Source organism: Spirosoma humi, assembly GCF_054776575.1.
The window spans coordinates 21,988-34,311 of sequence record NZ_BAAHBR010000015.1 but is presented as its reverse complement, the minus strand read 5'-3'; the positions used below and the strand labels follow the sequence as shown (position 1 = coordinate 34,311).

Genomic DNA, 12,324 nt, shown 5'->3' with positions numbered 1-12,324 from the left:
ACGTTTCACACTAAGATGGGTTGAATAGAAGGGGTGTTCGCCGGCTGCGAAGAATGCTTAATTACTCTTCTTCGTCTTTACCGCTTCTACATTTTTTTTACGACTTTCCAGTTCCGTAAGGGCTGTTTCCTGGTCGGTTTTGTTTGTTGCCTGATCTTTGATCAGTTGTTCCAGTTCTTTGGCGTTGTCGTCAATCCGCTTTAACAGCTTCTCTTTCTCTTTAGCATTCTGCTCAATATCCCGCTGAAGTTTTTCGCCATTACGAACCATTTTCTGATGGTTTTTCTGGGCCTCGTCGAAGCTATTTTGCGCAATTCGAACTTCCTGATCATATAAGGTCTTGCTGGCAAAGCTCTTTAGAATATCCTCAGCAGCGGAGTAGCCAGTGCCTCCGGGTGTTACGAAGTTTCCGCTACCCAGATCAAACGCTGTAAAAATGGTGGCCGACGTACGCGATGATTTCACTGTACTGATCAAATTGATTGGTTCGGATGATACAGTCGAAATACTCGCATTGGGTACGCGGTAGGTCCCGCGTGAAGAACTGGCCCGCCCATAGGTTTGAAGCTGCGTTTCCCAGTCTTTTTCAATCTGTTTCCCATCGCCCTGAATGGTTAAGTAAAGACCCGATAATTTGGCTTTGTCAACGGTACTTTCGCCCGCATAAACGGTTTGAGCAATGGTTGAGGATACGGGGGCTAACAGGCAACAAATCAGGATAAAGTGTAGGGTGGTTTTCATGGTGATGTTGACATTTTGTGGCTGATTAAGCCGGTATACGTAAGGTGAATTTATGGTGGTTAAACTTGACTGACTTTTTTGGTGATCAACAGCCGTTTGTCGCCGTTGAGAAGCGTAGTTGCCATAATATAGGTATCTCCGCCATCGCGTAGAGATAGTTTTTTTCGCAACTCCGCCACGGTCTGAGGGAAGTTACGAACGGTTAGATTAGCTTTCAGGTCTGGAATATGCATTTTAACCGATTTAGCATCTGGTTTGAGTATTTCTACCAAAGAAAAGATTCTGCCTGGGAAATCCCAGCGCACTTCATCGCTGGTGTATAAATGGCTATGCGGAGCAAGCTTCGTGAGGCCAAAGCGAGCACCCACCAACCGAAACGCGCCTGCCTTTAAAACAGCCGCGTTGGGCTCGTACAGGTACGCGCGTGGATTACCCAGGGACACGTTGGCCGTACGCTCTTCCTGCCAGCGAAAGCACAGGTTTTTTGTTTCATTAGTCAATAGGTTAACGGTGTTAATCAAGACATCATCCCTGGCAATCGATTGAGGACCAATGACAAATAAAATTTCTTTGACCTCTCCCGACACCGCTACAATATGAACCGATTCTACCCGACCCATGAGTTGTTGGACGGTCGAATTCAGGTCTAGTAACGGGGAGGCTTTCAGTAAAATTCGTTTTGCCTTCGTCAACAGGAAAGTCTGTGTAGTGGATTGCGACATATCGGGCTCACAATCTTGCAGTTGGACCACCTTGCCACCGGTTGCGTCGCGTCGGTGTGGATCCAGGTATATCCAGTCTATTTCCTCCGAAGAGGGCTGATACGTTTTCAGAAAGGCCAGTCCATCCCCGGTTTCCACCGAAACATTGGTCGCTCCAAGCAGGGGCAGGTTGTGAGCCGCCAGTTGTGCCAGCTCCTCATTTCTCTCGACATAGATAACCTGCTCCAGATGTTGGGCAAATGCCCAGCTATCGACGCCCATGCCACCCGTCAGGTCGAGCAATCGGTTTCCGTAGACCAATGTAGCTTTGTACTGGGCCGTTCGTTCGGATGATGCCTGTTCGACCGACAGAGCCGGAGGGAAAATAAGGGCATTGTTGGCGTACCAGGCTGGCAGTTTTTCACGCGCTTTTTGGCGAGCGGCCAGTTGGGCCACCAATTTGCGGACATCCAGTCCCTGGGGAGGATTCCGCAGCGCTACCACCCGGACATCGTCGGTCAGGTGAGCCCGTATAAATTCTCGTTCAGCGGTAGAAAGAGTAAGCAATGGATAAGTATTAATCTGTTTTTAATTTCTTTTTAATGCTGTTTACTACTCAGGCAAATGTCGGTGTTGGAACAGGGTACGCATCGTAATCGACATATCGTATGAAACGAGTTAATCCGCTATACACACTCACGCATTATAAATCGAGTTATTTTCGGCAGGATCTGCCCGCCAGCTTATCCGTATTTCTGGTCGCTATGCCGCTCTGTCTGGGTATAGCCCTGGCATCGGGTGCTCCTCTGTTTTCAGGGCTGGTTGCCGGCATGATCGGTGGCATCGTCGTCGGTTTATTTTCTGGTTCTGAAGTTAGCGTAAGCGGACCAGCCGCTGGCCTGGCGGTTATCGTTGCCGATGCCATTGCAAAAGTAGGCTCTTATGAGGCATTTCTGGCGGCCGTTGTGCTCGCAGGGCTCATTCAATTGGCTCTGGGCCTCGTAAAAGCCGGTCGATTCAGCAGTTTCTTTCCCGATAGCGTGATTAAGGGAATGCTCGTTGCGATTGGCATCGTCATTATTCTGAAACAAATTCCGCATGCCCTGGGCCGCGATAGTGATTATGAGGGCGAATTTGAGTTTCAGCAACTGGCCGATGGCGAAAACACAATTTCCGAAATATACCGGGCCATTGAAACGGCCAGTACGGGTGCGGTTGTCATCAGCCTGATGTCAATGGCTTTTTTAATTGCCTGGGAGCGTACGGCGGGGCGGAGTACCCGCGCTTTTTTCAAGAATTTCCCCGCGGCTTTGGCCGTCGTCGTGTTGGGTGTTGGCCTCAATGAATTTTTCCGGGTAGCTGTCCCGGACTGGTATCTGGGCGATACTGCCCATCAGCATATGGTGCAGATTCCGACCATTGCGCCGGGAAAAAGTTTGTTCTCGATTTTCGATTTTCCTGATTTCAGTGCTCTGCAGGACGCCAAAATTTACAAAATTGCGGCTACCATTGCCCTCGTAGCCAGCCTGGAAACGTTATTGAATCTCGAAGCATCGGATCGGCTCGATTCAGCCAAACGAGTGTCGTCGACGAATCAGGAACTGATTGCGCAGGGAATAGGGAATATGTTGTCCGGTCTGATTGGGGGTTTGCCTGTTACATCGGTTGTGGTCCGCACATCGGCCAATGTATACAGCGGGGCAATAACCCGAATTTCGGCCATTCTGCACGGTGTTTTTCTGATGGTGGCGGTATTTCTGGGTGGCCCCCTGTTGAATTACATTCCGCTGTCATGTCTGGCGTCTGTATTGATTCTGGTTGGCTACAAATTAGCCAAGCCAAGTATTTTTAAGAAAACGTACCGGGATGGGTGGAGCCAGTTTGTTCCGTTCGTTGTCACGGTGGCCGGAATTGTGTTCACGGATTTACTGATTGGCATTGCGCTTGGTTCCGTTGTGGGCATTATTTACGTAATGTACACCAATTTTCAGTCGACATTTAGTTTCCTCCGTGATGGGAACCACGTGACGATTGAGTTTGAGAAAGATCTCTATTTTCTGAGCAAACCTCAGTTGAAAGAGGCCCTCAATACGCTGGTGTCTGGGGATGAGGTAATTATCGATGGAACGAAGGCGTCGTTCATCGACCACGACATCTATACGATGCTTCACGATTATCGCGACATTGCCAGGATCCAGGGGATTGGTTACGAGCTCAAAAACGTAGTGTTGACCCAACCAAAATGGAACCGAAAAGGCAATAATTCGTCGTTTATTGAACAGGCAATGACAAATCCGGTTAAGTAAAATCGTTACTTGGTCCAGTCGATGAACCGGCCTGTATGGCAGCGAGATGCAGGCCTGCCGGAACGCGCCCTTTGCTTTGTAAATGAAATGAAGAAACAAGTTCGGCAACTGTGTTTAGGGGTCGCTATGCTGGTAATTGCTTCGGCGGTTCGGGTGTATAGCCAAAAGCAGGCTCCGCAAAAAAACATACATCAGGCTGCCCAAACGGAGGGGCAGCCTGGCCGGGTAGCCGTTTGGCTGACTGATCCGGGTCGGCCGGTTCTATTTGTTCAGCAGCCGTCGATCCCCTTTGCGAATGCCAGTAAGCCTGCCGATACCGACAACCCAACGATCCATCTAAATACGTCGCAAACCTACCAAACCATCGACGGATTCGGCTATACGCTTACGGGCGGCAGTGCCATGCTCATCAGCCGGATGAGCGCAGCCGCGCGGGCATCCCTGCTAAAAGAACTGTTTTCGACAGAAGGAGCGGGGATTGGCGTGAGTTATCTGCGGGTAAGTATCGGGGCATCGGACCTCGACGAGCGGGTGTTCTCCTACGATGACCTTCCGGCTGGTGAAACAGATCCGAAACTAACTAAATTTAGCCTGGCACCCGACAACGAGTACCTGATTCCGGTGCTCAAACAGATACTGTCCATAAACCCGGCCCTGAAAATTTTGGGATCGCCCTGGTCGCCCCCGCCCTGGATGAAGTCAAACGGCAATACGAAGGGTGGAAGCCTGAAACTCGAATTTTACGACGCCTACGCCCGCTACTTCGTCAAATACATTCAGGGGATGCAGGCGGCTGGTATCCGTATCGACGCCATCACGATCCAGAATGAGCCGCTGCATCCCGGTAATAATCCCAGTTTATTGATGCTGCCCGCCGAACAGACCCTGTTTATCAAACAGAATCTGGGGCCGACTGTCAAAAAAGCGGGCCTCAAAACAAAAATTATTCTGTACGACCACAACGCTGATCGTCCTGATTACCCAATTATGGTGCTGAACGATCCGGCTGCCCGCCCCTATATTGATGGGTCGGCGTTTCATTTGTATGCTGGTCCAATCAATGCGTTGTCTGAGGTACATAAGGCTTATCCTGACAAAAACCTGTACTTTACCGAGCAGTGGATTGGTGCCCCCGGTAACCTGAAAGGGGATCTGGTCTGGCACGTTCGGGAACTCATCATTGGCGCTACCCGAAACTGGAGCCGAACCGTTTTGCAGTGGAACCTGGCTGCCGACCCGGCGCAGAAACCGCATACACCGGGTGGCTGCGATCAGTGTCTGGGCGCGATAACCATCGACGGGAACTTAGTAAAGCGGAATCCAGCCTATTACAACATTGCGGTCGCGTCTAAATTCGTTCGGCCCGGTTCCGTCCGTATTGGCTCCGACCTGCCAACATCACTGCCCAATGTTGCGTTTAAAACACCGGAGGGGCGTGTCGTCCTGATCGTGCTGAACGACAGCTCGACAACCCATCGGTTTACCATTGAGAAAGAAGGAAAACGAGCGGTGGCTGTCCTGCCGGGTGGTGCTGTTGGTACCTATTTAGTCGAGTAATCTGTCGTTTGTCAACCCATGCTGATCTTCATTCGAACTGCGTTTGTTGCTAGTCTGCTGCTTGTCGGAATCGGCTCTGCCCAGTGGGCGGGGTTGGATGCACTGCACCCCTCTGTGCAGGATGTGCCGGACTTTCCGGCAGAACTAACGGCGTTCTCACCACATTCAACCAATCCGGTATTTACCGGAACCGGCACAGACACCTGGGATCAGAAAATTCGTGAGCGCGGCTATATCCTTCGCGAAGGCAATACCTATCATCTTTGGTATACCGGCTACCGGGAAGGCGCTACCCAGAGCCGGTCTCTGGGGTATGCTACGTCGGCCGATGGCGTCACCTGGACCCGTTACAAAGGCAACCCTGTCCATAACACGACCTGGGTGGAAGACATGTGTGTAGTTAAATCGGGGAATACCTACTACATGGTTGCCGAAGGGCAAAACGATGTGGCTCATCTGCTTACGTCAACGGATCGGATACACTGGACGGAACAGGGGCCCCTCGACATCCGGTACACAACCAATCAGCCATTGAGCAAAGGGCCTTACGGAACACCAACTCTGTGGAAAGAAAAAGAGAAATGGTATCTTTTTTACGAACGTAAGGACCAGGCTGTCTGGCTGGCGACATCCAACGATCTGAAAGTCTGGACGAATGTGCAGGACGAGCCGGTACTGGAAAGAGGCCCTGCAAACTATGACCGGTATGCCGTAGCCATGAACCAGATTATTCACTACAAAGGAGCCTACTATGCCTATTATCACGCGTCTGCCTTTGCTGACTGGCACGAATGGTCAACCAATATAGCCGTCTCGACCGATTTGGTTCACTGGAAAAAATATAGTGCCAATCCCATCATCGGCGGCAATCGATCAAGCGGTATTGTTGTGATTGATGGTGACCAATATCGACTCTACACCATGCACCCGGCTGTCAATCTGTTTTTGCCGACGAGCGGTGATAGGAAGGCGAAATAAAATAGACGTGGCGTTCAGACTAGGGTTTTAGTAATGCCGTTGGCCCAACAGTTTCTATATCGGGCGGCCCTTCCGGATAGGAGCGATAAGTTGCCTTATCGACTGTCGACGGGTACTTTTCAAACGTGATCCAGCGCAATGGCCATTTCCGCAACCATAACGCTCCCGTTGTCATGGCCGTAAACCAGCCCGGTGGCTGTTGAAAGCCAAATGCATTCCGGAGCTTGTCGTTGATCAGCGCGGCAAATGTTGGCTGCACGAGCGGGTGCAGAAACCGGGGGAACCATCCCTGCACAATTCTGACGGTGGCATCGGCAATCTTCCGGTTGCTTTCCGTGTAGCGAAAATGCCTGTCTTCATAAGCGGCTGTGAATGAACGCATATCCGTCAGGCTCGCCGGTAAATCCTGGAGGTTCATTCGTCGGCCCACTTCCCGGAAAAAATAAAACAGGGCCAGTTCTTCCGAAGTGCTTAACTGTCGCCAGCCGTACTGTCGTATCCAGTCGATGGGATAGAACACGAACGTGGCCAGAACGAACAAGAAGTCAGCGTTGTCGATGCGGTAATGACCATGAATGTGGTTCATGTGCTCGATCGCCCGCTGCCCTTTGGCGCTGTCGTAGCCCGATTCCATAAACTCCGAGATCAGGCGGCTCGTGTCGTCGTACCGTTTCTGACCGTGGTGTTCAAACTCACCCGTCCGGGCCAGCAACCCCGATACCCGTGGACTGGCGTAGGTATGAAACAGGGCCAGTTCCAGCGCACGGGTAATGTCGAACGGAAATTCGTAGGCCGTCAGCAAGTGGACCATACGCTGGTGATCGCGAACAGGGTCCAGCGATTGCAGTTCTTGCCGAACGGCCGGGTCACGCAACAAACCGAAGCGTTTGCGGTAAGTAGTAGGCATCGGGAACGGAAAAGAGTTGTTTACTGGACGAAACGGGTAAGCCAACGAACTACGAATCAACTACCCAATGACGAAAATCCCAACTGGGTGACAAGTCCGCATTGATATGAGCATCACCATCCTTAAAGATACGATAGAAACGGTATCCATGATCACTAAGCGCTTCTGTTTCGGTGACAGACACAATCGTGACGAAGAGAACGTCCCAACTGCCTTCAGAAAAAAGTTTATCACCAACGGAAAGCTTTCTTGGACCTTCAGGCTCAGGATGTGAATCATTCATTTAGGTATGGTGGGGTAGTGTGGCTAATTACTATACCTTTCTACAAAATACACTTTGCTCACACTAAAACCTAAAAACGCCCCAAATTCAGTAAATTTGGGGCGTTTTTAGGTTTTAGTAGGAAGTAGCGGGCTCGAACCGCTGACCTCTGCTCTGTCAAAGCAGCGCTCTGAACCAACTGAGCTAACCTCCTTTGTTCCGGGGAAGACCCTGCGTGGAGCTCTTCCAGAAAAATGGCGTCGTTAACGCCTTCCGGGGCTGCAAACTTACAAAACTTCCTCTGTTTCCAAATGGGTCCGGTAAACTTTTTGTGAAGGAATTCGCCATAGAAGGACAAATCCAATTACAAACAGCCCTAACAGGGCGAGTATCGAATTTCGCATACTCCCCGTTAATTGTTCAATCAGCCCATACACCAGGGTGCCAAATACGATAGATGTTTTTTCGGTTACGTCGTAAAAACTGAAGTAGGAGGCCGTGTCGGTCGTAGCCGGGATGAGCTTGGAATAAGTCGAACGGGACAGTGATTGAATGCCCCCCATGACCAACCCGACAATAGCCGCCAGGACGAAGAACTGATTTTGCGTTTGTACGTAATAAGCGCCGGCGCATACCGCAATCCAGATCAACACGGCTGTCATGAGTCCGTATGTATTGCCTAGCCGCTCCGACAGGCGCGAGAAGCCATAAGCCCCCGGAATAGCCACCAGTTGAATCAGTAGGACCGTGATAATCAGGCTTTGCCCTGGTAGTTTCAATTCATCACTTCCGAAGATCGTAGCCACGTACATGACCGTTTGCACAGCCATATTATACACGAAAAAGGCGACCAGAAACCGCTTGGCTAAAGGTTGATTTTGTAACTCAGCCCAAACGTGCTTTAATTCTCTGAATCCATTGAGCAGGTAGTTTCCTGGTTGTCGGCCCGTTTTTCGGATGCCATCGGGTAGGCGGCTGAACGGGATCTGGGCGAAACCAACCCACCAGATACCCACGGTCAGAAAGGCAATCCGGGAGGCCATCGCTTCCGAGATATTTCCGAACCAATCGCGTTTCAGAATTACCAGCAGGTTAAACACCATGAGCAGAACGCTGCCCAGGTAGCCCATTGAAAACCCACGGGCACTAACCCGGTCATATTGATCTTCGGTGGCAATATCGGGGAGGTACGAATTATAAAAGACGATACTGCCGCTCCACCCGATCAGGCTCAGCCAGAAACAGATCACAGCCAAAGTCGTCGTCTCTTTCGTGAAAAAATACAGCAGGCTGCAACTGATCGCACCGGTATAGCAAAAGGCCTTCATGAAGGTTTTCTTCTGGCCGCTGTAGTCGGCAATGGCGGAGAAAATAGGGGATAGGAGGGCCGTCAGCAGAAAGGCTGCTGAAATCGTGTAGGAAAACAAAACTGAATTCTTGATCGATATGCCCAGAAAATCAATGATTGGACCACCGTTCTCGTTTAACGCCGTTGCGGAGAAATACACCGGGAAAATGCTGGATACAATCACCAGCGAATGAACGGAGTTGGCCCAGTCATAAAATGTCCAGGCGGTCAGGACACGGGGGGAGTTTTTCATTGCTCAACGAGCGAAAGAGTGAATGAGCGAAGATACAAAAGCAGAACTGTTATGTTTCGCTCATTCACTCTTTCATTCTTTCGCCTTTTAAAAAGTCGATGACTGCCTTCGTAAACGCATGATTTGAGTCGCCAGCAACCATATGGCCGGCATTGGCAACGCTGACACTGCGCACATGGGGAACCGCGTCGATGAATTCAGCCATTACGTTTTCACTCACGACATCACTGATTCCCCCGCGCACAATCAGCGTCGGAACGGTGAGCGCATGAGCGGCCCGATATAGCCGTTCTTCATTGCTGGTCTGCTGGTCGGGCCCGGTGTGCTGCCGCCAGAGGGCCAGCATCTGCGGGTCCCAGTGCCAGTAGTAGCGGACTTCTCCTATCGTGTTGGTCCGAAGTCGAAGGTTTTTCTCCAGACGACTGTTGTCCGATGGGCGGGGGCGGTTGGGCAAATAAGCGGCTACGGCTTCGGCCGCTTCGGTGAGGGAAGCGAATCCATCCTGATTGCCACTCATAAAGGCAAAAATTCGTTCGATGCCTTTCTGCTCAGCGCGAGGGGCAATGTCGACCAGAACGATTGCTGAACAAATCGATGGGGAGTCAATCGGGCGCTCACCTTCGGCAATGAGGGCGGTCATACCACCCATGGAAGCGCCCACTAAAGCGGGTTTGTCGGAAAGTTGTGCGCAAACGGCCCGCAAGTCGCTGGCCAGGTAATCAATGCTGTAATGTCCCTCCGCCGACCAGTTGCTGTCGCCATGACCCCGGGCGTCGAGCGCAATGGCATACCAGCCCGCATCGGCCAGCCGTTGGGCTGTGTCGCCCCAGGAATGCCGGGTTTGGCCGCCCCCGTGCAACAAAATGACGGGCGGGTTTGCCGGGTTGCCCCATACGTCGGCCGATAAAAAGAAACCCGGCTCTGTTTCAAACTTCATATAAACTGAATGATAGAATGATTGAATAGGGATGCGCCAGGCATTCTATCAATCACTCATTCTATCACTTACAACGTTGGGTTAAATTCAAGATTGATGTCGGAGGTTTTGCCATCGACGGGCGCGCTTTGACGAAGGATGAGCTTGCTTTTATTGAGCTGAATAATCGGGAAATTACCCTTGAAGCCCTGTACATCGACATCCATTGACTGACTATCGGCCGTCAGTTTCCAACTGCCTCCGTTGACAACGGAGTTAGACCGGTTGTAATCAAGGGCACGAACCGATCCATCTTTCCGAAACTGCATGTCGAGGTCAAAGAGTACCTGAGTCGTTAGACCCAGCCGGTTTCTGTTGATTTCCTGCCCGTCGGGAGTCGTTACCTTCGCCGTCCGCCAGTTATTGGCGACCAGCAATTCCGTGCGGGAGTCAACCGTGGGGTTGGGATCATCGCCATTGTCTTTTTTGCAACTGACTAGTGAGCCGAACAGAACCGAGGTGAGAATAAGCATGCGTAGTGTATTCATAACCGGATTAGGTTGTTTTTTCGTTTTGTCGTGAGGTTAACTAACGAACAGCGCTGGGGTATTCGTTTAGCAACTGGACCAGTATTCGCCCTTAAAATTCCGTAGTTTTGGCGAAACTTCAAGCAATGCGTATCCCTTTTGGTTGTTTCTTATTCTGGATAAGTGGGTTTTGGCTGACAATTCAATCAACTGCGCTGGCGCAACAGCAGTGCGCCGAGCGGCTTACGTTTACGCCAGTGAGCCAGCCGAACCAAATTGAATGGAGCAAATTTCCGGAGTTCTCGCTCCCGTTTCCGGTTATTTACGGCGGCCCCCGGTTTACTGATACGCAGGCCAGCCCCCTCAAACATGGGTTTAGTCAACTGGTTGATATTAAGGATAGTGAGTACGGAACGCTGGTGCAGCCTGCCCAACGGACGGTGGTATATTACGGCATCGCGACAGGCCTGAATCAGCCTTGGGAAACCCTGGAAAGCCCCTGGGCAAACGATCTGACGGCCTATCGCGCCAAATGGGATAACTTTCTGTCGGGAATTGCCGGGGGGCAGAAAAACGCGGCTGGCCTGTATAAGCTACCCATTGGGCGACTGGCGCTGGATTACGAGCGTATTCTGGAAACCGATAGCCGGATTTTAACGATCAAGCGGGACAGTCGCGTGCCCGAAATGTACCGGAACCTCTCCGATGCCGACTTTGTGGCCGCCTACAAAAAAGCCATCCGAAACCTGTATGCCGAAGGCATGCGCTACATTCGTCAGCATGCCGATTTGACGGGGATCAGTGTGACCAGCTATGCCGATACCCCCGTTCTGAACACCTATCTGAACGTACCTACCTTTAGCTGGACCGACTGGACAACGAACCTTGGTCGGACGAATTACCTGGTCCAGGACTCGACGGGGCGGGGAATTGGCGGCCCCTATTACGAACAGTTGGACGCGCTGTCGCCCTCAGCCTATTACTACTATGATTACCCGAACCCACTGGCGAAAGATTACCTGGCTTATCTGTTGTTTCAGGTGGAGGTAAACCGGGCGTGGAGCAACAAGCCCGTGATTCCCTGGGTCTGGTTGCGGTACCACGATAGTTCGAATAGCTTTCCCAATTTTATCCAGCCCTTCATGGCGGAGGCTACGGCAATTTTTCCATTTTTTTCGGGCGCTGCCGGTCTCTGGCTTTGGGAGAATCCAACCCTGGCCCCCGCCCGTACGGACACCTATGCGGCTTATGAATATTTTACCCACGGGCTGTATCGGCTGTCGCGCTTCGCCGATATGTTTCAGGATAAGTATGAGCTCGTCATCGAAACACCCGCCCGCGATCTGATGGATAAACAACTGCCTGTTTGGCGGGGTGTGGTGAAGGAGAATAAAATCCTGATAGCTGCCCAGAATCCCTACGCCACAGAAACGCAAAAAACAAACCTGACGGTTCGTTACAAATCCTGGCAGCAGAGCATCGAACTGACCGGGCGAGAAGTGTACCTGTGTCGGTTTGACATGGGGACAGTGACAGCTACCGAGCCTGCTTTTGCCGATCTGATGGTCTACCCCAATCCAGCGCAGACGACCCTTACGGTTACTTTAGGACGGGTGCCTGCTCCCGGCACAGAACTTGAGCTAATTAATATAACCGGCCAATCCGTCCTCAGGAGGCAGGTTAACACTGTTAAGGAGGTCATAAATGTAGCCAATTTGCCCGCTGGTCAGTATATCCTGCGCATTAAAAACGAAACGGGCGTTCAGACGAAAAAAGTAGTTGTCCCGTAGAACAGTTATCATAGAGAGCGGATCAGCAATACGTCCGA

The 12,324-nt window shown here is 51.3% G+C and carries 11 protein-coding genes and 1 tRNA gene; 4 read left to right on the top strand and 8 right to left on the bottom strand.

Going from position 1 to position 12,324, the window contains the following annotated elements; genetic code table 11:
- Positions 1 to 57: 57 nt before the first annotated feature.
- Positions 58 to 741 carry a hypothetical protein gene (locus ACYU8Y_RS16285; protein ID WP_460939110.1) on the bottom strand — a complete coding sequence of 228 codons (684 nt, stop codon included), beginning with the start codon at positions 739 to 741 and terminating at the stop codon, positions 58 to 60.
- 59 nt (positions 742 to 800) lie between these two features.
- Complete coding sequence (locus ACYU8Y_RS16280) at positions 801 to 2,009, bottom strand: THUMP-like domain-containing protein (RefSeq protein WP_460939109.1); 1,209 nt, start codon at positions 2,007 to 2,009, stop codon at positions 801 to 803.
- Between the two features lie 101 nt (positions 2,010 to 2,110).
- Between ACYU8Y_RS16280 and ACYU8Y_RS16275 the strand changes: the two genes are divergently transcribed.
- From ACYU8Y_RS16275 to ACYU8Y_RS16265, 3 genes are all read left to right on the top strand, one after another.
- The gene (locus ACYU8Y_RS16275; RefSeq protein ID WP_460939108.1) at positions 2,111 to 3,748 is read left to right on the top strand and encodes a SulP family inorganic anion transporter; all 1,638 of its coding nucleotides are present in this window, start codon (positions 2,111 to 2,113) and stop codon (positions 3,746 to 3,748) included.
- A gap of 87 nt (positions 3,749 to 3,835) precedes the next feature.
- On the top strand, positions 3,836 to 5,305 hold the full coding sequence (locus ACYU8Y_RS16270) for a glycoside hydrolase family 30 protein (protein ID WP_460939107.1): 1,470 nt from the start codon (positions 3,836 to 3,838) through the stop codon (positions 5,303 to 5,305).
- An 18-nt stretch (positions 5,306 to 5,323) separates the two neighbouring features.
- On the top strand, positions 5,324 to 6,283 hold the full coding sequence (locus ACYU8Y_RS16265) for a glycoside hydrolase family protein (protein ID WP_460939106.1): 960 nt from the start codon (positions 5,324 to 5,326) through the stop codon (positions 6,281 to 6,283).
- Positions 6,284 to 6,302: 19 nt separating this feature from the next.
- Here the strand turns inward: ACYU8Y_RS16265 and ACYU8Y_RS16260 are convergent, their stop codons facing one another.
- From ACYU8Y_RS16260 to ACYU8Y_RS16235, 6 genes are all read right to left on the bottom strand, one after another.
- The gene (locus ACYU8Y_RS16260; protein WP_460939105.1) at positions 6,303 to 7,190 is read right to left on the bottom strand and encodes an oxygenase MpaB family protein; all 888 of its coding nucleotides are present in this window, start codon (positions 7,188 to 7,190) and stop codon (positions 6,303 to 6,305) included.
- A gap of 49 nt (positions 7,191 to 7,239) precedes the next feature.
- Positions 7,240 to 7,473 carry a hypothetical protein gene (locus tag ACYU8Y_RS16255; protein WP_460939104.1) on the bottom strand — a complete coding sequence of 78 codons (234 nt, stop codon included), beginning with the start codon at positions 7,471 to 7,473 and terminating at the stop codon, positions 7,240 to 7,242.
- Positions 7,474 to 7,591: 118 nt separating this feature from the next.
- Positions 7,592 to 7,666: transfer RNA gene (locus ACYU8Y_RS16250), tRNA-Val, on the bottom strand.
- Positions 7,667 to 7,739: 73 nt separating this feature from the next.
- Positions 7,740 to 9,053, bottom strand: coding sequence for an MFS transporter (locus tag ACYU8Y_RS16245; protein WP_460939103.1), 1,314 nt, complete (start codon positions 9,051 to 9,053; stop codon positions 7,740 to 7,742).
- 64 nt (positions 9,054 to 9,117) lie between these two features.
- Positions 9,118 to 9,990, bottom strand: a complete 873-nt coding sequence (locus ACYU8Y_RS16240) for an alpha/beta fold hydrolase (protein ID WP_460939102.1) — start codon at positions 9,988 to 9,990, stop codon at positions 9,118 to 9,120.
- A gap of 68 nt (positions 9,991 to 10,058) precedes the next feature.
- Entirely contained in the window at positions 10,059 to 10,517 is a 459-nt protein-coding gene (locus ACYU8Y_RS16235) for a hypothetical protein (RefSeq protein WP_460939101.1), read from the bottom strand.
- A 125-nt stretch (positions 10,518 to 10,642) separates the two neighbouring features.
- Between ACYU8Y_RS16235 and ACYU8Y_RS16230 the strand changes: the two genes are divergently transcribed.
- A complete protein-coding gene (locus ACYU8Y_RS16230) occupies positions 10,643 to 12,286 on the top strand; it encodes a T9SS type A sorting domain-containing protein (protein ID WP_460939100.1) in 1,644 nt (547 codons plus the stop codon).
- The last annotated feature ends 38 nt before the right edge of the window (positions 12,287 to 12,324 follow it).

Coding starts and splice junctions, on each gene's coding strand:
- ACYU8Y_RS16285 (WP_460939110.1), bottom strand. CDS start 741: ATGAAAACCACCCTACACTTTATCCTGATTTGTTGCCTGTTAGCCCCC.
- ACYU8Y_RS16275 (WP_460939108.1), top strand. CDS start 2,111: ATGAAACGAGTTAATCCGCTATACACACTCACGCATTATAAATCGAGT.
- ACYU8Y_RS16270 (WP_460939107.1), top strand. CDS start 3,836: ATGAAGAAACAAGTTCGGCAACTGTGTTTAGGGGTCGCTATGCTGGTA.
- ACYU8Y_RS16265 (WP_460939106.1), top strand. CDS start 5,324: ATGCTGATCTTCATTCGAACTGCGTTTGTTGCTAGTCTGCTGCTTGTC.
- ACYU8Y_RS16260 (WP_460939105.1), bottom strand. CDS start 7,190: ATGCCTACTACTTACCGCAAACGCTTCGGTTTGTTGCGTGACCCGGCC.
- ACYU8Y_RS16255 (WP_460939104.1), bottom strand. CDS start 7,473: ATGAATGATTCACATCCTGAGCCTGAAGGTCCAAGAAAGCTTTCCGTT.
- ACYU8Y_RS16245 (WP_460939103.1), bottom strand. CDS start 9,053: ATGAAAAACTCCCCCCGTGTCCTGACCGCCTGGACATTTTATGACTGG.
- ACYU8Y_RS16240 (WP_460939102.1), bottom strand. CDS start 9,990: ATGAAGTTTGAAACAGAGCCGGGTTTCTTTTTATCGGCCGACGTATGG.
- ACYU8Y_RS16235 (WP_460939101.1), bottom strand. CDS start 10,517: ATGAATACACTACGCATGCTTATTCTCACCTCGGTTCTGTTCGGCTCA.
- ACYU8Y_RS16230 (WP_460939100.1), top strand. CDS start 10,643: ATGCGTATCCCTTTTGGTTGTTTCTTATTCTGGATAAGTGGGTTTTGG.